The organism is Mucilaginibacter boryungensis (genome assembly GCF_015221995.1).
GTDB classification, from domain to species: Bacteria; Bacteroidota; Bacteroidia; order Sphingobacteriales; family Sphingobacteriaceae; genus Mucilaginibacter; species Mucilaginibacter boryungensis.
The window spans coordinates 2724773-2747249 of record NZ_JADFFM010000001.1 but is presented as its reverse complement, the minus strand read 5'-3'; the positions used below and the strand labels follow the sequence as shown (position 1 = coordinate 2747249).

The 22477-nt window shown below is 43.4% G+C and carries 20 protein-coding genes; 8 read left to right on the top strand and 12 right to left on the bottom strand.

Features of this window, described 5'->3' with window-relative positions:
* Nucleotide 1: 1 nt before the first annotated feature.
* Together IRJ18_RS11580 and IRJ18_RS11575 are read right to left on the bottom strand one after the other, a co-directional pair.
* A complete protein-coding gene (locus IRJ18_RS11580) occupies nt 2–412 on the bottom strand; it encodes a hypothetical protein (RefSeq protein ID WP_228072713.1) in 411 nt (136 codons plus the stop codon).
* 75 nt (nt 413–487) lie between these two features.
* Complete coding sequence (locus tag IRJ18_RS11575; protein ID WP_194106360.1) at nt 488–2461, bottom strand: M1 family metallopeptidase; 1974 nt, start codon at nt 2459–2461, stop codon at nt 488–490.
* 128 nt (nt 2462–2589) lie between these two features.
* On the opposite strand from IRJ18_RS11575, the gene IRJ18_RS11570 reads away from it, so the two are divergent.
* The 8 genes from IRJ18_RS11570 to IRJ18_RS11535 all read left to right on the top strand — a co-directional run bounded on the left by IRJ18_RS11570 (nt 2590) and on the right by IRJ18_RS11535 (nt 10984).
* The gene (locus IRJ18_RS11570) at nt 2590–4611 is read left to right on the top strand and encodes a thioredoxin domain-containing protein (protein WP_194106359.1); all 2022 of its coding nucleotides are present in this window, start codon (nt 2590–2592) and stop codon (nt 4609–4611) included.
* 33 nt (nt 4612–4644) lie between these two features.
* Nucleotides 4645–5145 (top strand): FKBP-type peptidyl-prolyl cis-trans isomerase, encoded by a 501-nt coding sequence (locus IRJ18_RS11565; RefSeq protein WP_194106358.1) that lies wholly within the window; start codon nt 4645–4647, stop codon nt 5143–5145.
* Between the two features lie 127 nt (nt 5146–5272).
* Nucleotides 5273–6106, top strand: coding sequence for a formate dehydrogenase accessory sulfurtransferase FdhD (gene fdhD, locus IRJ18_RS11560; RefSeq protein ID WP_228072711.1), 834 nt, complete (start codon nt 5273–5275; stop codon nt 6104–6106).
* A gap of 4 nt (nt 6107–6110) precedes the next feature.
* Nucleotides 6111–6494 carry a DUF7009 family protein gene (locus IRJ18_RS11555; RefSeq protein ID WP_194106356.1) on the top strand — a complete coding sequence of 128 codons (384 nt, stop codon included), beginning with the start codon at nt 6111–6113 and terminating at the stop codon, nt 6492–6494.
* Complete coding sequence (locus IRJ18_RS11550; protein WP_194106355.1) at nt 6463–8772, top strand: FdhF/YdeP family oxidoreductase; 2310 nt, start codon at nt 6463–6465, stop codon at nt 8770–8772. Before IRJ18_RS11555 ends, IRJ18_RS11550 begins: the two co-directional genes overlap by 32 nt.
* Before the next feature lie 159 nt (nt 8773–8931).
* Nucleotides 8932–9687, top strand: coding sequence for a molybdate ABC transporter substrate-binding protein (modA, locus tag IRJ18_RS11545; protein WP_194106354.1), 756 nt, complete (start codon nt 8932–8934; stop codon nt 9685–9687).
* Nucleotides 9688–9692: 5 nt separating this feature from the next.
* Nucleotides 9693–10364, top strand: coding sequence for a molybdate ABC transporter permease subunit (gene modB / locus IRJ18_RS11540; protein WP_194106353.1), 672 nt, complete (start codon nt 9693–9695; stop codon nt 10362–10364).
* The gene (locus IRJ18_RS11535; protein ID WP_194106352.1) at nt 10361–10984 is read left to right on the top strand and encodes an ATP-binding cassette domain-containing protein; all 624 of its coding nucleotides are present in this window, start codon (nt 10361–10363) and stop codon (nt 10982–10984) included. The genes modB and IRJ18_RS11535 overlap by 4 nt, the downstream gene beginning before the upstream one ends.
* On the opposite strand, the gene IRJ18_RS11530 is transcribed toward IRJ18_RS11535, so the two are convergent.
* The 10 genes from IRJ18_RS11530 to leuC all read right to left on the bottom strand — a co-directional run bounded on the left by IRJ18_RS11530 (nt 10985) and on the right by leuC (nt 22435).
* A complete protein-coding gene (locus IRJ18_RS11530) occupies nt 10985–11494 on the bottom strand; it encodes a molybdopterin-binding protein (RefSeq protein ID WP_194106351.1) in 510 nt (169 codons plus the stop codon).
* A gap of 72 nt (nt 11495–11566) precedes the next feature.
* Entirely contained in the window at nt 11567–12079 is a 513-nt protein-coding gene (locus IRJ18_RS11525; RefSeq protein ID WP_194106350.1) for a DUF4251 domain-containing protein, read from the bottom strand.
* Nucleotides 12080–12322: 243 nt separating this feature from the next.
* Entirely contained in the window at nt 12323–14209 is a 1887-nt protein-coding gene (gene htpG / locus IRJ18_RS11520; RefSeq protein WP_194106349.1) for a molecular chaperone HtpG, read from the bottom strand.
* Between the two features lie 122 nt (nt 14210–14331).
* The gene (locus IRJ18_RS11515; RefSeq protein ID WP_194106348.1) at nt 14332–15747 is read right to left on the bottom strand and encodes an ATP-dependent DNA helicase; all 1416 of its coding nucleotides are present in this window, start codon (nt 15745–15747) and stop codon (nt 14332–14334) included.
* A 193-nt stretch (nt 15748–15940) separates the two neighbouring features.
* On the bottom strand, nt 15941–17191 hold the full coding sequence (ilvA, locus tag IRJ18_RS11510; RefSeq protein ID WP_194106347.1) for a threonine ammonia-lyase IlvA: 1251 nt from the start codon (nt 17189–17191) through the stop codon (nt 15941–15943).
* Nucleotides 17191–18360, bottom strand: coding sequence for a 2-isopropylmalate synthase (locus IRJ18_RS11505; RefSeq protein ID WP_194106346.1), 1170 nt, complete (start codon nt 18358–18360; stop codon nt 17191–17193). The genes ilvA and IRJ18_RS11505 overlap by 1 nt, the downstream gene beginning before the upstream one ends.
* Nucleotides 18361–18458: 98 nt before the next feature.
* The gene (locus IRJ18_RS11500; protein WP_194106345.1) at nt 18459–19214 is read right to left on the bottom strand and encodes a class I SAM-dependent methyltransferase; all 756 of its coding nucleotides are present in this window, start codon (nt 19212–19214) and stop codon (nt 18459–18461) included.
* 86 nt (nt 19215–19300) lie between these two features.
* Nucleotides 19301–20377 (bottom strand): 3-isopropylmalate dehydrogenase, encoded by a 1077-nt coding sequence (leuB, locus tag IRJ18_RS11495; RefSeq protein WP_194106344.1) that lies wholly within the window; start codon nt 20375–20377, stop codon nt 19301–19303.
* A gap of 55 nt (nt 20378–20432) precedes the next feature.
* Nucleotides 20433–21023: a 3-isopropylmalate dehydratase small subunit gene (leuD, locus tag IRJ18_RS11490; RefSeq protein ID WP_194106343.1), complete on the bottom strand. Its 591-nt coding sequence runs from the start codon at nt 21021–21023 to the stop codon at nt 20433–20435.
* Nucleotides 21020–22435, bottom strand: coding sequence for a 3-isopropylmalate dehydratase large subunit (leuC, locus tag IRJ18_RS11485; protein ID WP_194106342.1), 1416 nt, complete (start codon nt 22433–22435; stop codon nt 21020–21022). Before leuC ends, leuD begins: the two co-directional genes overlap by 4 nt.
* Nucleotides 22436–22477 lie beyond the last annotated feature (42 nt).

Genomic DNA, 22477 nt, shown 5'->3' with positions numbered 1-22477 from the left:
ATTAACGGGTACCTTCGGGCAACTTATGGGTTGTGGCCTGATATATTACCCAGGCAAACGGCAGCAGCCATATCAGATCGTTCCATACATTAACCCATAAAAAATTAGGTTGCAGCTGCCCAAGATAAACATAATAAACCGCACCAACAGGCCCCAGGAATTTGCCGATAAAGCCAACCAGTATTAAAGGCCAGTAGCGTTGCGGATTACGCGATGCAAACCAATAAGCTATTCCATATACCCCCACCAGCATCCCAACACAGCGCAGTATAATAAGCAGGAAGTTTGTTGGCGGATTACCGAATAAAAGCAACTGTGGATATATGGATATAATTATGCCCAGGCAAAGGTTATAAATTGCAGCAAGCAACATAATGGTTTCGGCAACCTTTTGTTTTAATGGTTTTTGCATATAGCTAAAATAATAATAAAAAAGAGGTGACGAGCAGACACTCATCACCTCTTGAAATTTTGATTAATAACTAAATTATTTCTTCCAAATATTATTAGTCCGGTTTACATCAGGTAACTGATGATCAGGGTCCAGTTCAATAGTTTGTATGGTCGAATCGGCTGTGTATTTGAATGTCCAAACACCGCCACCACGCTGCCAAATATTAACCGGTAAATGCACAACTTCGGTTTTGCCGTTAGTTTGGGTAACTTTCATATCTACCGGCATAGCCATTTTCTCTTTGTTGACCAGGGTAATGCGGTACACATTGTCCGGGTCTTTTTTGTTGTGCTCAACACCTTGTATAGTTTGATCCAGCTTCCAGGTAGTGAAGAACCATTCATTAAAGAACCAGTTCAGGTCTTCGCCCGCAGCATCATTCATCGAACGGAAGAAATCATAAGGGGTAGGATGTTTCATTGCCCAGTTTTTAATGTATTCGTGAAAGGCGTAATCAAAACGGTCGTGACCCAGTACTACGTTGCGCAGTATATCCAAACCCAATGATGTTTTAAAATAATAAAAACCGTAATCGTTAAGTCCCATGGCTTCAGATGGCGTCATTAACGGGTCTTTCATGTTGCCCATGGCGCGTGCCAAGCCCAATGCAGGGCGCGCGCTGCTATCATAATATTCGCCATGGTTAAATAATTTGGTCGAATATTGATTAATAAAGGTGTTAAAACCTTCATCCTGCCACATGTATTTACGTTCGTTTGAACCTACGATCATTGGGAACCAGTTGTGACCGATCTCGTGAGTTACATCATTCCATAATCCTGCTTTGGTTAAGCCATCCTGACAAAATATAATCCCCGGATATTCCATACCCAAAGCTACACCGGCAACGTTAACCGCCGAATTCCATGGATATTCAAAATATAGCTTTGAATAGATCTCCATGCTGTTTTTCAGGTACTCGGTAGACCTGCCATAACGGTCGTTGCCGGCACTTTCAGCCGGGTAAGCCGACATAGCGATACCTTTGCGGCCTGAAGGGAAATTTACCTTAGCGCCATCCCAAATAAATGCTTTTGACGCAGCCCACGATACATCGCGCGTGTTCAGCATTTTAAAATGCCAGGTTAGTGTGCTTTTACCTACATGTGCTGTAGCAGTACCAACTTCTTCGGGAGTGATGATATTTACTGTTTTATCGCTTGCCCGCATGGCAGCCATACGTTTTTGCTGTGTGGTGGTCAATACTTCAAGTGGGTTTTGCAGATCGCCTGAGCCAACCACGGTCATGTTACCCGGTGCTGTGATATAATAATCAAAGTCGCCATATTCGCAGTAAAATTCGCCTAAGCCCATGTATGGCAGCGTGTTCCAGCCTTCCACATCGTCGTAAACGCACATACGGGGGTACCACTGTGCAATTTCATATACCACGCCTTGTTTAAACTTCTTCCGGCCCATACGGTCGGCGCCATAAAAGGGGATCGAAAAATCGTAGTTAACTTTTATCTGTATCTTATCACCTTTGGCGCCAAGCGGGGTGTTTAAGCGCACCTGCATACGGGCGTCACTAATAACCGGCACTACTGTGTAGCTTTTGTTTTTATAGGTAACCGTTACCGAGCCAATATGATAACCGCCACGATCAAACCCCTGCACGTCAAAGCGATCGCCGCTTATTGGGGTAGTAGCCGAGCCGCGTGAACCGGGTTTAAACAGGTTCTGATCTAACTGCAGCCACAAATAATCCATATTGTCCGGGCTATTGTTGGTATAGTTAATGCTTACCTGTCCGCTAATGGTAGTATCCTTAGCTAATTCGTTAAGAGTAACATGGATATTATAATCTGCGCGGTTTTGCCAGTATTTTGGCCCTGGCTTGCCGCTGGCCGAACGCATTTCAGAACCTGTTATAGGCCAGGTAATTGGCGCGAAAAGATCCTTGTGTTCGTATTTAATTGAGTCGGGTTGGGTTTGGGCTTGTATATTTGTTGCCGATAGCAGCAAACAACAGGCACCAATTAAGGTGTGTAATTTTTTAAATTGCATGATCAGTTAATTTGACACGCAATTTAAATAAAATTATCATTTTGATAATCACTATGCTTTGTTAATTGTTGATTATCGCACATTATGAGCTTTTGTGCACTCGTTTTTTGTTAAATGTTAAATTTATTATGAACCGTCTGGCCAATTCATCATCACCATATTTATTGCAGCATGCCAATAACCCGGTAAACTGGTATCCCTGGGGCGCCGAAGCTTTGCAGAAAGCTAAGAACGAAAACAAGCTGATACTGGTAAGTATAGGCTATTCAGCATGTCATTGGTGCCACGTAATGGAACATGAAAGTTTTGAAGATGAAGCGGTGGCCGCGGTAATGAATGAATATTTTGTTTGCATAAAAGTAGATAGGGAAGAGCGCCCGGATGTTGACCAGATATATATGAGCGCCCTGCAGTTAATGACGGGTCGCGGTGGCTGGCCGCTAAATTGTATTTGCCTGCCCGACCAGCGGCCCATTTATGGCGGCACTTACTTTCGCAAAAACGATTGGACAAGCCTGCTATTTAACCTGGCCGATTTTTATAGGCAAAAACCTAATGAAGCTGTTGAATATGCAGACAAGCTAACCGCCGGTATTAAGCAATATGAATCGGTTACGTTTGTTAAAGATCAGGCAGATTACAATAAACTGGACCTGGAAAAGATAGTTAGCAACTGGACACGCTATTTTGATAATCAGGAAGGCGGCATGGGCGAATCTCCAAAATTCCCGATGCCTAATAACTGGCAGTTTTTGATGCGGTATGCTTACTTGATGAAGGACGAAAATATAGCCAACATTGTAAAGCTTACGCTGAAGAAAATGGCCTACGGCGGTATCTACGACCATGTAGGCGGTGGTTTTGCCCGCTACTCAGTAGACCGGGTTTGGCATATCCCACATTTTGAGAAAATGCTGTATGATAACGCCCAACTGGTTAGCCTTTACGCCGAAGCCTACACCTGGCAGCCAAATACATTATATAAAAACGTGGTTGATGAAACTATCACCTTCGTTAATCGCGAACTTATGTCACCGAAATACGGTTTTTATTCAGCGCTGGATGCGGATAGCGAAGGGGTAGAGGGTAAATTTTACAGTTTTAGCAAAGCCGAGATAGATGAGTTATTGGGTGATGATGCACAGCTGTTCTGTATTTATTATAACATCACCACTGAAGGTAACTGGCAGGAGGAAGAAACCAATGTACTATTCCGTTGGGAGGAGGATGAATTATTAGCTGAACAGATAGGGATCCCGGTAGATGAGTTATTAGCTGTTATACAACGATCTAAAGAGAAGTTGCTGAATTACCGGGCAAAACGTATCCGCCCGGGTTTGGATAATAAGATACTGGCATCATGGAACGGGCTGATGCTAAAAGGACTTTGCGATGCGTATCGTGCCTTTGATAAAGCCGAATACCTGGAGTTGGCTTTAAAGAATGCGGAGTTTATATTAGAAAATTTGATTGCCATGAGTGGGAAACTCATCAGGATTTTTAAACCCTCTCTAACTGGAGAAGATTTGGGTGAGGCCCCTATCGCTTTCCTGGATGACTACGCCAATATTATAGATGCATTCATTGCACTTTACGAGGTTACTTTTGATATCAACTGGCTTAATCGTGCTAAACAATTAGCCAATATCACTATCAAACATTATTATGATCTCGCCAACGGCATATTCTTTTACACCGGCGATGGCGACGAAGAACTGATAGCCCGTAAGTCGGAAATTATGGATGGGGTGATACCGGCATCAAATTCGGTAATGGCACGTAACCTGAAAAAGTTGGGCTTATTATTCGATGATCATAGCTATTCGGAGATATCAGCCCAATTGCTGCGTAATATCTTCCCACTGATAGCTAAGTATGGCTCATCATATTCAAACTGGGCTACTTTGTTGCAGGAGGAGATATTGGGACTATACGAAATTGCTTTTACCGGGCCAAATGCATCAGCATTGCGTAAAGAAATAGAACAAAAATATATTCCTAATAAAATAATGTTGGGAGGTACACAGGAAAATTTACCTTTGCTGCAAAACAGAATAAACGGGCAAAACCGCATCTTTATTTGTAAGGATAAAACCTGCGGGCTACCTGTTGAAAATGTGGAAGATGCCTTAAAACAAATAGCGCAATAAATAAGTATATAAAATAAATCAAGATATTAAGTAATGAAGATTGAACCACAACACGTAGTGTCATTAACCTACGATCTGTACGTTAATAATGAGCAGGGTACCGAAGACCTGGTAGAAAGCGCCACGCTTGAACAACCGCTTACCTTTTTATTTGGCGCAGGCCAGATGTTGCCAAAATTTGAAGAAAACCTGGATGCTTTATCGACCGGCGATGCGTATGATTTTCGTCTTTCTGCCGAAGATGCTTATGGCGAGTACAATGACGAAGCTGTAGCTAACCTGCCAAAAGAGATGTTTCAGGGACAGGACCTGCCCGAGATTGGCAGTGTACTACCTTTACAGGATAATCAGGGTAACCATTTCCAGGGCCAGGTAGTGTCTATAGCCGAAGATAGCGTGATAGTTGATTTGAACCACCCAATGGCTGGCCAGGCGCTGCATTTTAAAGGGAATATTGTAAATGTACGCCCTGCAACCCCCGAAGAATTATCACATGGCCATGCCCATGGGCCGGATGGTCATCATCACCATTAATAATTAAAGTATTTTTAAATATAATGGGCGGGATAAGCAATTATCCCGCCTTTTTTGTAAATAAAATTTCGATCGAGGCATCTAAACAAACGCAACCCTCGTTTGTATAATTAATATGCCTTTATCCATGATAGATGAAATACCAGTTATTAAGGTACGTGCACTGGAATATGCCGATACTACAGACGAACTTGCAGCTGAAGAACCGTTAGAGATCCGTTTGGAATATGGCCCCGATTTTCATCGGGAAGTAAAGAATATTTCGGTAACGATGCGTACGCCTGGTAATGATGCCGAATTAGCCGTAGGCTTCCTGTTTACTGAGGGTATTATACGGTCTGTTGACGAGGTGATGTTTGCGCGGCATAACTTTGATTGTACCGAAAACCGGCAGAACGTAATACAGGTATCGCTGAAAAGTAACTTTATCCCTAACTTGAATTCGGCCGATCGTAATTTTTATACTACTTCAAGTTGCGGGGTGTGTGGCAAATCATCTATAGGTTCTATCCGTACTGCAAACCAGTTTAACCAGCTTACCGACGACAATTCCATCAGTGCCACTTTAATGTATACACTGCCCGGATTATTATGCGAACAGCAGGAAATATTTGAACAAACCGGTGGTTTACATGCTTCGGCTTTGTTCTCATCATACGGTGAATTATTATTAGTGCGCGAGGATGTGGGGCGGCATAACGCATTGGATAAACTGATAGGCGCCGCATTGAATGAAGAAATGTTGCCCCTTAATGATAAGGTGCTGATTTTAAGCGGGCGTGCCAGTTTCGAATTAGTACAGAAAGCAGCGATGGCGGGGATCAATATAATTGCCGCGGTAGGTGCCCCATCAACACTAGCAGTGCAACTGGCCAACGAGTTTAATATAACGCTATGCGGATTTTTACGTGGGCAGCGTTTTAATATATATACATCGCCCCGGCGCATTATATTAACGTAAACTTATGAAAATACGCATTAAAGGAGACAGTGTACGTTATAGATTAACCAAACCAGAAGTAGAGCGTTTTGCAAATGAAGGTGTTATAAAAGAAGTAACCCATTTTAATAACCGGGTATTTACCTATGTATTGCAGCGCACCGATGATAATGTTATTACTGCTGCGTATAATTTGGATACAATTACCCTTTATATGCCGGACGCTATGGCAAATGAATGGACAAAAACTGAACGCGTAGGTTTTGAAAATGCATCGGGTAAATTAAACCTGTATATTGAAAAGGATTTCAAATGCCTGGATAATGTAGCAGAAGACCAGAGTGATAATTACCCCAACCCCTTAGCGGTACAACGCCATGAGCACGATAAAGGAACATCCAAATCCTGAAAACCCGGAGGAACTATCCGGTTTGAAAATAACAGAGCCCAAAGAATGGGCAGCAGGAATACCTGCAGTATGGGCCGCCTTTAAAGATGTGCTGGAAGAAGAAAACCCTATGCGTGGCATGCGCGCCTTACTGCACATGAATCAAAAGAAAGGGTTCGATTGTTCGAGCTGTGCCTGGCCCGACCCTGATGACGACCGGTCGCCTATTGCGGAATATTGCGAGAATGGAGCTAAAGCGCTGGCCTGGGAAGCAACCACTAAAAAATTAACCCCCGAATTTTTTACCAGTAATTCGGTATACGACCTGGCTAAACTGAATGATTTTGAAATAGGTAAAAAGGGGCGTATAGCTCAGCCTGTTTTTCTAGCTAAAGGCGCTACGCATTATCAACCTATCAGTTGGGGTGATGCTTTTAAAAGGATAGCCGAACATCTGAATAGCCTGGAATCGCCTAACGAGGCCGCGTTTTATACCTCTGGCCGTACCAGTAACGAAGCATCATTTGTATATCAGCTTTTTGTAAGGGAGTTTGGCACTAATAATATGCCCGATTGCTCGAACATGTGCCACGAATCTACCAGTGTGGCGTTGGCAGAAGTAATAGGGATTGGCAAAGGGACAGTTACACTAAATGATTTTTACGATACGGATGTAATAGTTATTATGGGGCAAAACCCAGGTACTAATCATCCGCGGATGTTAACCGCATTAGAAAAGGCTAAGCAAAACGGAAGTAAGATAATTGCCATAAACCCTTTGCATGAAGCGGGACTGACCGCCTTTAAAAACCCGCAAACTACCAAAGGGTTATTAGGAATAAGCACCCAATTGGCCGATGTATACCTACAGGTAAAAATAAATGGGGATATGGCTTTGCTGAAAGCGTTGGAAGTATTGCTTTACCAGCACGAGCAGGAAAACCCAGGAACAGTATTCGATCATGAATTTATTCAAAGCAGTACCGGTGGCTATCTTGATTTTATTCACAACCTGCAAAAATATGATGCTGCAACAATGGCTGCCGAGGCTGGTGTGCCATTAGAACAAATGCAACAGGCCGCCGACTTATTGAAGCATACCAACAAGATCATCATTTGCTGGGCCATGGGCATTACACAGCATACCAATGGAGTGGATACCATTAAAGAAATTGTAAACCTGGCATTGCTGAAAGGCAGCATTGGTAAACCTGGCGCAGGGCTTTGCCCTGTACGCGGGCACAGTAATGTGCAGGGTAACCGTACCATGCTGATATGGGACAACCCGAAGCCCGAATCGCTGGATAAACTGAAAGAAGTATTTGATTTTGAACCGCCGCGCGAAAAAGGTTATGATGTGGTGGAAGCGATAAAAGCCATGCACGAGGGGAAATTGAAAGTGTTTTTTAGTATGGGTGGCAATTTTTTGCAAGCCACGCCAGATACTACTTATACTGCCGAAGCAATGTCAAATTTAAAGTTGACGGTGCATGTTTCTACCAAACTAAACCGTGCGCATTTGGTAAGCGGCGATGAATCAATCATACTGCCAACTTTTGCCCGCAGTGATAAAGATATGACAAACGGTATTGCACAAATTGTTAGTTGTGAAAACTCAATGGGGGTGGTGCAGCAGTCGGTTGGTAATTTAGAACCTGTTTCTGATCAGTATTTAAGTGAACCCGAGATCGTCTGCCGGATGGCTAAAGCTACCCTGGCCAACAGATCTGTAATAAATTGGGATAGGTATGCTTCGAATTACGACTTTATCCGCGATGATATTGAAAAAGTTATCCCTGGATTTAAAGACTATAACAAACGTATCCGTGAACCAGGCGGGTTTTACCTTCCAAACATTGTGCGCGATGGTAAATTCAAAACAAGCAAATATGGCGATAAGGCCGAATTTAGCGTAACCGGTTTACCCTCGCATCATATTGCTGATGATGAATATTATATGACCACTATTCGCAGTCACGACCAGTTTAATACTACAATTTACGGTTTAGATGACAGGTACAGGGGTATACACCAGGAACGACGGGTAATATTTATGAACGCTAAGGATATTGCCAAAGCTGGCTTTAAAGCAGGGGATAAGGTTGATATTTATTGTTACTACAAAGGGAAAGAACGCATAGCCCGGCTGTTTGTAATTGTACCTTATAATATTCCAGAACGCAACACGGCAACCTATTATCCCGAGACTAATGTGTTGGTCCCCATTGATAGTGTTGCCGATAAAAGTAATACGCCAACCAGTAAGCTGGTGTATGTTAAAATAAAGCCACACCAATAAATATAATGCTATAGTAATAGTTAAATTATAAAGGCTACCAGAATGGTTGGAATAGCAGAATTTTATAATATTAAATTATTTATAATCAGTTATTTATAAACTAATATATTTTGATTTTAATATTTTAATCTTACCTTAGTTTCGGCATCTGATTCCCTAATGAAATTTAAAAAGTTACTTTTTACTTCAATTTTTGCGCTATTATTTAGTGCACCGGCTTTTCCGCAAACTATTAAAGTTGCTGCTGCGGCAAACCTTCAGTCGGTTATAAAAGCGCTGCAATCCGATTTTAAATTAAGAACAGGGATTGTAATTGAACCTATAGTAGGTTCATCGGGCAAGTTGGTAGCGCAAATTATCAATGGTGCGCCTTATGATGTTTTCATGTCGGCCGATGTTGAATATCCATTGCAATTATCTCATGAGGGACTAACAGAATATCCACCGGTTGTATATGCGCTGGGGAGCTTGATAGTTTGCACCGTGCATGAAGACCTGATGTTGGGTAACTGGAAAAAAATAATCGAAAAGAATAAATTTGATAAAATTGCCATAGCGAACGCCTCTATAGCCCCTTACGGACGTGCCGCAGAGCAAGTACTGAAAAAGTTGAATTTATTAGACAAAGCCAAACCCGACCTGGTTTACGGCGAAAGTATATCGCAGGTAAATACTTATATCACAACCGGCGTGGTTACATTCGGCTTTACAGCCCAGGCAATGGTGCTCGATCCTGCTAACCCCGCCAAGATGGCCTGGCGATTGGTTGATCCAAAATTATATGATCCGATACAGCAAGGCATGGTATTATTAAAAAGATCTGAAAACAAAGAGGCAGCCAAAAAATTCTACACCTATATAACTACCGGGCCGGCGAAAAAAATCCTAAAACAATACGGTTATATTGTACATTAGCGTTAATGGATTGGTCACCAATATGGTTGTCAATAAAACTGGCAACAATAACAACCCTGATATTATTACTAATTGGTTTACCGCTGGCCTACTGGCTAAGTAAGGGCCGTTCCCTACTCAGGGTTATTCTGGAATCGCTGATCACTATGCCCCTTGTTTTACCACCATCGGTACTGGGTTTTTATTTATTGTTAGCATTCAGTCCGCAGCATGGTATAAGCAAATGGTTGCATCATACTTTTAATATCCAGTTTGTTTTTTCTTTCCAGGGCCTGGTGTTGTCATCGGTAATTTATAGTATGCCGTTTATGATAGGGCCAATTAAATCCGCCTTGCAGCAAATACCAGCATCGTTGGCCCAGGCATCGTATACCTTAGGTAAATCAGAACGGGAAACGGTTTTAAGAATATTATTGCCCAATATCAAATCGTCGGTATTAACTGCCATGGTAATGACGTTTGCACATACTATGGGCGAATTTGGCGTAGTGCTAATGATAGGTGGCAATATCCCCGGCGTTACCAAGGTGGCATCCATTGCCGTATACGATGCTGTGGAGAGCATGGATTATCGTAACGCCAATAATTATTCATTGCTGATGTTTGCTTTTACCTTTATAATTGTAACAGTTGTTTTTGTTCTTAACCGTAACCGCACCAAAAGCCCGTTGGAATGATAGCCGCTAACATCCATAAAAAATTGCGGTCGGGCAGTGGCCAGGTTAGTCTGCGGGTAAAATTACAGGCATCTACGGGTAGTGTTGTTATTATCCATGGGCCTTCCGGGGCAGGTAAATCTACATTTTTAAAAATATTAGCAGGGTTAATGTCTACGGAAGAAGGCAGGATCGCGGTGAACAACAGGATATGGCTGGATACATCTGCAGGGATATTTTTATCGACACAAAAACGTCGGTTAGGCTTTGTTTTTCAACATTATGCCTTGTTCCCCAATATGACGGTGAGGCAGCATTTGGAATATGCTACTAACGATACTCAATGGATAAACCAGTTATTAAAAATAGGAGGGCTGGATGGCCTGGCCGACCGTAAACCCGAATACCTTTCAGGCGGACAGCAGCAACGACTGGCTATTTTGCGTGCGCTAACCATTAAACCCGCCTTGCTATTAATGGACGAGCCCTTCAGTGCGTTAGACCAAAAAACCAAAACAAGTTTATTAGCCGAGTTGAAAGTTTTATGGAAAGAGCTTAATACAACGGTGATTATTGTAAGCCACAATCCACAGGAATTGGAAGGGATTGCTACACAAGAACTTTATATTGAGGCGCAATGATCACTCTGCCACGCTGATCACGATCTTGTTTAAATTATGCAAATACCTGCGGCCGGTTTTATAATCTGTATATGACGTCATTTGGATGCTTTCCGGCATTTTATCAATTTTAACACCATTCTTCTCCATAATAATGAATACGTTATCACCCACAGAGGTATTGTACAATTCGTTCCAGGAATATACCACCCTGTAGCCGTCAGATCCCGAGCATACAAAGTATACGGTGCTAAGCAGCTTAGGGCTCGCTACAGCGTAGGTGGTATGGCTAAGTATATCTTTCAGCAATATGCCTTTTAATTGTTCATCCTGGTGTTTAAAGTTGCCCAGGTGGTCGGTCACTTTAATATCGCCCAAATTTTTAATGGGGTACTGCTTTAAAGAGTCCATGGTGATAACCGATTCCTTTTTTACCTTACCCGTAATACTGAACTGATAGGTTTGCTTTACTTTTTCCTGCGCGAAGGTTGTTGCACTAAGCAACATTAAAATGAATAACAACTTTTTCATACCACCACAAGATAAAACAAATAGTATAATGCAATTACATTTTTTGTTTTTGCGGTTATGAATATCATACAATCACTTTTTAGGCTTTTTATTAGCATCCACAGTTCCGTAAAACGAAATAGGGTCGCGGTTAAGGTTAGTAATGCTTAGCGTGCCATAACCACTAAAAGACACATCCAATACCATTTGCCTCACATCTTTTGTATCGGCAGGTTTAATAATTATCTGATAGCCATTCTTTTTAAGCTGCGCGCTATAGCTAAATTTGGTTGATGTAAACTTTATTCCCCCTTCATTCGGATCAATTGGCGCTGTATAAGCGCGGCCAAAAAATGGAAGGTAAGCTATCACTGTATCCGGTGTGATCCTCAAGTCGTACTCGGATGTTAATGTGCGCGTGGCACCACGCATTGGGTTTACTGATTGCGCCGTGAACGTAAAGTTTTTGCTTTCCAGCACTTTCTTCATTTCAGATTCTTTTGCGGCCCTCTTGTCCTGACGGGTAGTTTGCGCCACGCTTTGATGGTCAATTGCGCAAACCATAAATAAAGCCAGCACAATTAAAATTGTTTTTAATACTTTCATGGTTATATAGTTTACGTTAGGATGCAGTAAGGCGTTGCTTTCCATAACATGCAGTGAAATATTTTGTGTTAACCTGTTAGATTAAATTTAGGTAGAAGAGTTTAAAGAAAAAAGCAGCCTTAAAACAATAAATGTCATTTCGAACGAAGGGAGAAATCTTATACGATGTTAAAATCGAAAGTATAAAATTTCTCCCCGTACCTCGTTCGAAATGACATTAGGTATGGAGACTTATTACCGTACTTATATCATACTTACACTGCGGTTCACAAACTCGGTCAACTCAGCGCCGGTTAATAAACCTTGTGATAGCAGGGCCAGGTCAAACGCTTGTTTAGCCAGGCGCGACTGCTCTTCGGTGTCTTCAGTTTGCAGGATGCGGGTAATCAGTTTGTGGTTACCGTTCACTACAACTTTATAATTATCGGGCATATTACCATAAAAGCCCATACCGCCGCCCATGGCTGCCATATCTTTCATGCGGCGCATAAACTCGTCCATAGTAACGGTTACCGGTAACTCATCAGGGTTAAGGCTTTCCAACTCAACTTTGTAAGCTGGTTTGTTTATAGCCGTATCGAAAATGGTTTTTACCTGGGTGCTTTGTTCTTCAGTTAAAACATGTGCCGGAGCATCATCTTTCTTAATCAGTTTATCAGCAACATCAGCATCCACACGCTTCAACGAAGTTTTTTCCAGCTTCTGCTCTAAATGGCTAATGAAATGGTTATCGATAGGCGAGTTCATCAACAATACATCATAGCCCTTTTTATTAGCCGACTGGATAAAGGCGTCCTGCTTGGCCGGGTCATTAGTGTAAATGTAAACCAATTGCCCGTCTTTGTCGGTTTGCGCATCTTTTACCTTGTCTTTGTACTCATCAAGCGTGTAGTTCTTTTTATCCTGGGTGCTGGTCAGCAATACAAAGTCTTTAGCTTTATCGTAAAACTTATCTTCGCTAATAATACCGTATTTAACAAACAGGCCAATGTCGCTCCATTTTTCTTCATAACCGGCGCGGTCGGCTTTAAACAAGTCTGAAAGTTTGTCAGCTACTTTTTTGGTGATATAGCTGTTGATCTTTTTTACGTTGCTATCTGCCTGCAGGAAGCTGCGCGATACATTCAGCGGGATATCAGGTGAATCGATAACTCCGTGTAACAGCATTAGGAATTCAGGGACGATATCTTTAACCTCATCGGTGATAAATACCTGGCGCGAGAACAATTTGATCTTGTTTTTCTGGAACTCAAAGTCATTCTTCACCTTAGGGAAGTATAACACGCCGGTAAGGTTAAACGGATAATCAACATTTAGATGTATCCAAAATAAAGGCTCTTCGCTAAATGGATATAATTCTTTATAAAAGTTCAGGTAATCTTCGTCTTTCAATTCAGACGGTTGCTTCGTCCAGATAGGGTTGGTATCGTTGATAATGTTATCAACCTCAACATCCTTTGTTTTTGGTTTGCCGTCAGCATCTTCGCCATCCGGTTCCTGCTCGGTATTAGTACCAAACTTAATTGGCACCGGAAGGAATTTGGCGTATTTATCCAGTATCTCCTGTAGTTTGTATTTGCTTAGGAACTCTTCTGATTCGGCGTTAATATGCAGGATAATATCGGTACCGCGGGTTGTGCGTTTGCCTGTGCTTATTTCAAATTCGGTACTGCCATCGCAAGTCCAATGCGCTGGCTCGGCGCCTTCCTGGTACGATAAGGTGTCGATCTCTACCTCATCGGCTACCATAAATGCCGAGTAGAAACCTAAACCAAAGCGCCCGATGATCTCATTTGCATCTTTAGCCTCTTTGAATTTCTCCATAAACTCGGTAGCGCCCGAGAACGCGATCTGATTAATATATTTTTTGATCTCGTCGGCAGTCATACCCAAACCGTTATCGGATATGGTAATAGTTTTTGCCTTTTCATCAAAGGATACCTCTACCTGTAAGTTACCCAGTTCGCCGCTGTATTGACCTAACGAAGCCAGGCGCTTTACCTTTTGGGTAGCATCAACAGCGTTTGATACCAGTTCGCGCAGAAATATCTCATTATCAGAATACAGGAATTTTTTAATGATAGGGAAGATGTTTTCGGTGTGAATCGAAATGGTGCCTTTTTCTTGCATAATATTATTGTTTATGTGTTTGTACGATTAATACAAGCACACTATCAATGCCCGTTCCAAAGACTGTAAGGTTGTCAAATTGGCAGGCTTACCAAGAGAAGATTCCCGAAAGGATTAATGTACTATACCACCCACCAATCTTTTACCAAATTTAATTGTGTTTTGGCACGGGTAATAGCGGTGTACCACCATTTGCAAAGTTCGGGCACATCCATGCCATACATGCTTTTATCAAGAAACAAAAATACCTCGTTCCATTCGCCGCCCTGCGATTTATGGCAGGTTACCCCGTAACCATAACTGGCCCGGATACAGTTCAAATATTCATCGTCTTTCCAGTTCTTTTTATATTCGGCACTATTAGATTTAATGTCTTTAATATTCATCCGGTTATTAAAATCAATCATCAGCAATTTTTGCTGTTCTGTATCCAATGTTCCTTTTTCACTATCCAATGCATCAAGTGATAGGAGTGTATCATACTCAATGTCCGACGCATGAGCTTTTATTCTTACTTTTTGAAAACGTAGCTCCATGCGGCTTTTATATTCGCCCAGTGCAAGCACGGTCACAAAATCGCCATTGGTGAGCGGTATTTTGTAGTTGTTTTGGGTTACCAGCAACACATCGCCGGTTTTTAAAGGAATATGCTGACTGCCATGCAAATCGCGGCGCATAGCTTTGTTAATGTTTTGCACCAGCTTATTGCTGCGGGCAATAGCCAGTGTTTGATTTGGCCCGGTTTTGCGGTATAGTTCGGAATACACCCTAAACATACTTTGGGTAGATTGATGCAGTTTTACATTATTTAATCCTGCGGCAGGTATTTTAATAAACCGGTTAGCCGAGTATTCGCTGCCCATGGCCCGAACGGCACTGGCCAATTTCAATACATCATTCCCTGCATCAGTACGTTCTATTTTTTGCAGGGTGAAGGAAATAGCTGTCCGGTTCTTTTTAGCCAGCCAATCCATATCCAGCGCCGGACTTAATTTTTGGCCAACAGGGGGCAACTGACACGGATCGCCTACAAAGATGATCTTATTTTTACCAGCCACTTCAAACAGATCGTCTAATAATACGCCTGAACCGAAGCTGGCAAAGTGATCATCGCGCCCGCTTTGTTCACCCGACATCATTGAGGCTTCGTCTACAATGTAAAGTATCTTGCCCTCATCGGGTATACGCAAAAGAAATTGCATACTCATTTGTGCGTTGTTAGCTGGGTCGTTGCCTTTAACCGCTGCGCTTTCCAGCCCTTCTACTTTGCTAAAGTTATATATTTCGCTGTGTACGGTCTTTGTATCGAAGCCGGTTTTACCCCGCAGTACCGATGCTGCCCTTCCGGTAGCCGCCAGCATACGGAAACTTAGTTTTTCTTCCTCCAGCCATTTACCCAGGTGCTGCATCAGGAAGGTTTTGCCCGTGCCTGCGTAACCTTTCAGTACAAAAGTATCGGCCGACGGATGTTCCAAAAACTTTTTAATAGCCTTAAATGCCAGCGTTTGTTCTTTATTTAAGGTAATTGTTACCGACATTAATGCAATGTTTTTGAATAATGCCGAAAAGTAAGCAGATGAATTTGAATATACAAGGAAAATACTAAAATATTTAGTATTTTCCTTGTCATTGTAAAAGCCAAAGACTGTGGGGTAGAGCGGCGCGGCAATCCCGTGATTTGAGTCGCTTACTACGAGATTGCTACGCTACGCTTACGATGATAAAACCGGGTTACACCAAATACTCAAACAAGGTTGGGTCCTCGTTCAATACCTTAACACCGAAGCGATGGGCATACATACGTTGCAACAGTCCATCATAATCATCAGCCGATTTTAGTTCGATGCCTACCAGGGCAGGGCCACTTTCACGTTCGGTTTTTTTGATAAATTCAAAGCGGGTAATATCATCGGTAGGGCTAAGTACACTATTTACAAATAGCTTCAATGCTCCCGGGCGTTGCGGGAAGGTGATGATGAAGTAATGTTTCAAACCTTCATACAACAACGATTTTTCTTTGATCTCCTGCATACGGTCTATATCATTATTACCGCCACTGACGATACAAACTACCTTTTTGCCTTTTATCTGTTCTTTGTAAACATCAAGCGCAGCTACTGATAGTGCGCCCGCAGGTTCAACCACAATGGCATCTTCGTTATATAATTTCAGAATGGATGTACATACTTTGCCTTCGGGTACCAGCTGCATATCGTCCAATATCCGGCTTCCAATCTCGTAAGTAAGCTGGCCAATACGTTTTACTGCCGCACCATCTACAAAGCGGTTTATCTTATCTAAAGTAACCGGTTGCCCCTGGCGCATAGCTTCCACCATTGATGGCGCACCTTCGGGTTCAACACCCAGTAAAAGGATATTGGGGTTTTGCTGCTTCAGGTAACTGCCCGTGCCTGCAGATAAACCGCCACCGCCAACGGGCATAATTACAGCTTCAACATCGGGCAGATCCTGTAATATCTCCACACCTACGGTTCCTTGTCCTTCTATCACCCGGTAATCATCAAATGGAGGGATAAAGGTCATTTCGTGCGCTTCAGTATAAGCCAGCGCCTCGTGCAGGCAATCGTCAAAAGTATCACCGGTTAAAACAATCTCAATATTACCGTTGCCAAACATTTCGGTTTGTTTTACCTTTTGCTTAGGCGTTATTTCAGGCATAAAAATTACGCCTTTAATTCCCAGCTTTTTGCAGGAATAAGCTACGCCCTGTGCATGGTTGCCCGCGCTGGCGCAAACCACACCATTCACCAGCTTATCAGCGCCCAACTGACTAATCATATTATAAGCGCCGCGCAACTTGTACGAACGCACAATTTGAAGGTCCTCGCGCTTCAAATATATTTCGCAATTGTATCGGTCAGATAATCGCTGGTTAAATTCTAAAGGCGTGCGTTTTACCACATCCTTCAATCGCGCGTAGGCCGATTCAAAATCCAGCTGATGTTTAGTTTCAGTTTCCATTATGCTTGTTTCACCATGCGGTGTGCCATTAAGCTTTGCAGATCGTTATCATCTATATCAAGCTTATTGTCGGCCAATGTTAAAAAGTTTTTGTATGTCTCGTTCAGTTCGTCCTTATCCAGCTTAAAGCCCAAACGCTCTAAATGGAATTTTAAAGCATGGCGACCACTACGTGCGGTTAGCACTATGCTGGCGCTTGGGAAGCCCACATCTTCAGGGCGCAGAATTTCGTAGTTCTCGCGGTTTTTCAGGAAGCCATCCTGGTGTATGCCCGAACTATGTGCAAAGGCATTGCTGCCCACAATGGCCTTGTTTGGCTGTACCGGCATACGCATTTGCTGGCTTACCATACGGCTCATTTCGTAAAAATTCTTTGCGTTAATGTTGGTATGTAATCCAAGCGAATGATGCGTTTTCAGGATCATCACTACTTCCTCAATAGAAGTATTACCTGCACGTTCGCCAATGCCGTTAATAGTGCCTTCAATTTGACGGGCACCGTTTTGCAGGCCGGCTATAGAGTTAGCGGTGGCTAAACCTAAATCGTTATGGCAATGCACAGAGATGATCGCTTTATCAATATTCTTCACATGCTCTTTCAGGTAAGCTATTTTGCTCCCATACTGATCGGGAAGGCAATAGCCATTGGTATCGGGGATGTTAACCACTGTAGCGCCAGCGGCAATAACAGCTTCAACCATTTGTGCAAGGAAGGCGATATCGGCACGACCGGCATCCTCGGCATAAAACTCAATATCTTCTACAGATTTTTTGGCATACTTAACAGCTTCTACGCCACGGGCCAAAATCTCCTCGCGGGTGCTGTTAAATTTGTGTTTAATATGCTGGTCTGACGATCCGATGCCGGTATGTATACGCGGATGTTTAGCGTATTTTAACGCCTCTATTGCTACATCAATGTCCGTTTTGTTAGCACGGGTAAGCGCGCAAACAGTTGGGTTTTTTACAGCTTTCGATATTTCTACTACGCTTAAAAAATCACCCGGGCTGGATACAGGGAAGCCTGCTTCAATAATATCTACGCCCAGCGCTTCCAGCTCGCGGGCAATTTCAATTTTTTCTGGGGTTGTCAATTGGCAGCCCGGTACTTGCTCGCCATCGCGCAGCGTGGTGTCAAATACATAAACGCGGTTGGGGTCGTGTAACATAGTCTTCTTTTTTTGTTGTACGTGATACGTAGTACGTTTTACGTTATTAGTTTAAATATTGCTGGACGTAAAACGTATTACGTCCAACGTATAACCTATTATTCCTTCACAGCGATGAATCGCAATCTTTTATAATCCGCATACCATTCGCCGTCTTTATTATAATCAGGTTCAAGTATGTCGGTAATTTCTTCCAGTATTTGTTTTAGTTCCGTTTCCGGGATGTTTTTAAAGAACGAGGGGCCAAACATATTCAGCCATTTGGCTACACCCTGGCGACCGCCCTGCAATAGGGTAGGCCTGTCAAAATGTGCGGTAAAGGTTACCCTGAAGCCCGCGGCCTCAAGTTTGGCAGTGTATTCCGCAGTTGATGGGAAATACCAGGGGTTATTCGCTTTATTAGCGCCATAACCATACTTATCAAGCACAGTTGTAGTGGCTGCAATAATCTGCGCCATATTTCCTTTACCACCCATCTCGGCTACAAACCGGCCACCTGGCTTAAGGCTGTTGTAAACATTTTTTATAACAGCATCAGCATCTTTTATCCAATGTAATGTGGCGTTGCTAAAAACAGCGTCAAACGGATCATCGAAATGGAATGACTTACCATCCACTACCACAAAATCCACATCAGGGTATTCAGTTTTTGCTTTCACTATCATTTCCGGCGACGCATCGGCACCGATAACTATGCCACCCTGCGCTTTTATCTGACTGGCCAGGTAACCTGTACCGCAACCCAGATCAAGCACATGCTCGCCCGGTTTTACATTAAGTAATTCCAGCACATTCTCGCCGTATTGAAATACGAAAGAATGTTTTGAATCATATAAATCTGCGTTCCATTTCATCTGTTCAGTCATTGGTCATTTGCTTCGCAGTCATTAGTCATTGGGGCATTTTCATTTGCATATCTGCATATTCGCACATCTGCACATTATAAAAACTCCAACACCTTTTGCCCCATGGCTTTGGTGCCTAATATTTTTGTTTTATCGGTATTGGCATCGGCAATGTCGCCGGTGCGGTAGCCGTCTTTTAGTACCTTGTCTATGGCTGCGGTTACCTGTTTGGCTTCCTCTTTCAAGCCGAAGCTGATCTCCAGCATCAGGGCAACCGATAGGATGGAGGCCAGCGGATTGGCTTTGTCCTGCCCGGCAATATCATGTGCCGAACCATGGATAGGTTCAAAGAAACCTGTACCATCGCCAACCGAAGCTGAAGCCAGCATCCCCATTGAACCTGCAATTTGCGATGCTTCGTCAGTCAGGATATCGCCGAAAAGATTTGCAGTAAGTACCACATCAAACTTCTTTGGGTTTTTTACCAGCTGCATGGCGGCGTTATCGATAAACATGTGCTCTGTTTCTACATCAGGATATTGTGGCGCCAGTTCCTGTACCACCTCGCGCCATAGGCGTGATGCCTCCAATACGTTAGCCTTATCTACCGAACATAACCTTTTGCTACGCACGCGGGCAGCCTCGTAAGCCTTGCGGGCAATACGTTCTACTTCATAACGGTGATAGATCATCAGGTCGGATGCGGTATTCCTGTCTTCGCTGCGTTTCTTTTCGCCGAAATAAACGTCGCCGGTCAGTTCGCGGAAGAACAGGATATCGGTGCCACGCAAAACCTCGGGTTTCAGGCTCGATGCGTCCAGCAGTTCATCAAACAGCATTATAGGGCGCAGGTTGGCGTATAAACCAAGCTCCTTACGTATCTTTAATAAACCCTGCTCAGGGCGTACTTTAGCCGATGGGTCGTTATCATACTTAATGTGACCGATGGCGCCAAACAGAATAGCATCGCTGGCTTTGGCTTTTGCCAACGTTTCATCAGGCAGTGGGTTGCCGGTAGCCTCGATGCCTGCATGACCCATTAACGCCTCGCCATAAGTAAACTCGTGACCGAACTTTTCGGCTATCTTTTCCAGTACGGCTTTACCCCAGGTGGTAACTTCGGGGCCTATGCCATCGCCGGGTATTACTAATATGTTTTTTTTAAGTGCCATGTTATTTTATATCGTCATGCCGAAACGAGTTCGACATGACGTACTTTGTTAATATTTACCTGTTACTTTCAAATTCTTCAATCAATTCCTTCTTGCTCAGCACATAATCAATATCATCATAACCATTGGTCATGCAGGCTTTTTTGTATGGATTGATCTCGAAGTTTTCCATTTCGCCGGTTGCAGATATTTTAATGAATTGATCTACCAGGTCAATCTCCACTTGCGCATGCGGGTCGGCTTCCACGGCAGCAAATAGTTTAGCTAAAAACCCGTCGCTTACCTGTACGGGTAGTAGGCCGTTATTCAAAGCATTGCCTTTAAAAATATCGGCGAAAAAGCTGCTCACTACGGCGTCAAAACCATAATCGGCAATGGCCCAGGCGGCGTGCTCACGGCTGCTGCCGCAACCAAAGTTTTTGGCAGCCAGTAATATCTTGCCCGAGTAAAGTGGGTCGTTCAGTATGAAATCCCGTTTAGGATTATCATTCTCGTCAAAGCGCCAATCGCGAAACAGATTATTGCCAAAGCCATCGCGGGTGGTTGCTTTTAGGAACCTGGCCGGGATGATCTGGTCGGTATCGATGTTCTCGATATTAACCGGAACTACCGTGCTTTGTATATGTTTGAATATCTTGGTACTCATACTAATTCCTCCTCTTTCAAAAACTGACGGATATCAGTCACCACACCAGTTATTGCTGATGCGGCCGCAGTAAGCGGACTGGCTAAAAACGTGCGGGAGTTTGGCCCCTGACGGCCTTCAAAGTTCCTGTTTGATGTAGATACGCAGTATTTACCTGCAGGTATCTTGTCTTCGTTCATGCCTAAACAAGCGCTGCAACCTGGTTCACGCAAAGGGAAGCCGGCGGCTTCAAATATTTTGTCTAACCCTTCGCGTATGGCTTGTTCCTGTACTTGTTTTGAACCGGGAACTACCCAAACTGTTACGTTATCGGCCTTGTGTTTACCTTTAACAAACTCGGCCACCTGGCGCAGATCTTCAATGCGCGAATTGGTACAGCTGCCAATAAATACATAATCTACAGGCTTGCCCAATAATGGCTCAGCATCGTGGATACCCATATAATTCAGGGCTTTGGTGTAAGACGGTTGCTCGGCTTTCTCCACATCGGTAGTGGCTGGTACATTTTGTGTAACGCCAATACCCATGCCCGGGTTAGTACCATAGGTGATCATCGGTTCAATATCCGCCGCGTCAAAGCTTAATACTTTATCAAAGTCGGCGTCTTCATCACTGTAAAGTGTTTGCCAGTAAGCTACCGCTTTATCCCAAGCCTCGCCTTTAGGGGCAAATTCGCGGCCTTTTACGTAGTTAATGGTTGTTTCATCTGGTGCTATCAAACCGCAACGTGCGCCCATTTCAATACTCATGTTGCAGATGGTCATACGGCCTTCCATGCTTAACGAGCGGATGGTATCACCAGCGTACTCAACCGCGTAGCCTGTACCGCCCGCGGCTGATATTTTAGAGATGATATATAGGATAATATCCTTAGCGCCAACGCCTTTTTGCAGCTGGCCGTTAACTTCAATTTTCATGCGTTTTGGGCGCGATTGCAGCAAGCATTGCGTTGCCAAAACCTGTTCAACCTGCGATGTGCCTATACCAAACGCGATAGCGCCAAAGGCGCCATGGGTTGAGGTATGGCTGTCGCCGCAAACGTAAGTGCAACCGGGGCGGGTAATGCCTAATTCGGGCCCTATTACGTGCACAATACCCTGGAAGGGATGGCCTAAGCCATAAAGCTCAATACCAAACTCAGCACAGTTCTTGGTCAGCATATCTACCTGGTAACGCGAAAGCTCTTCCTTTATCGGCAGATGCTGGTCCCAGGTAGGCACGTTATGATCGGCTGTTGCCACAGTTTGCTTTGGCCTGAAAACAGGCAATCCACGCTTACGTAGCCCATCAAATGCCTGCGGACTGGTAACCTCGTGGATGAAATGTGTATCGATATATAATATATCTGGAAAGCCTTCAGCGCTACTGACGACATGTGCATCCCAGATCTTATCAAATAATGTTTGTCCCATTGTTTATTTGCTTTTTAAGCCTCACCCCAACCCCTCTCCAGA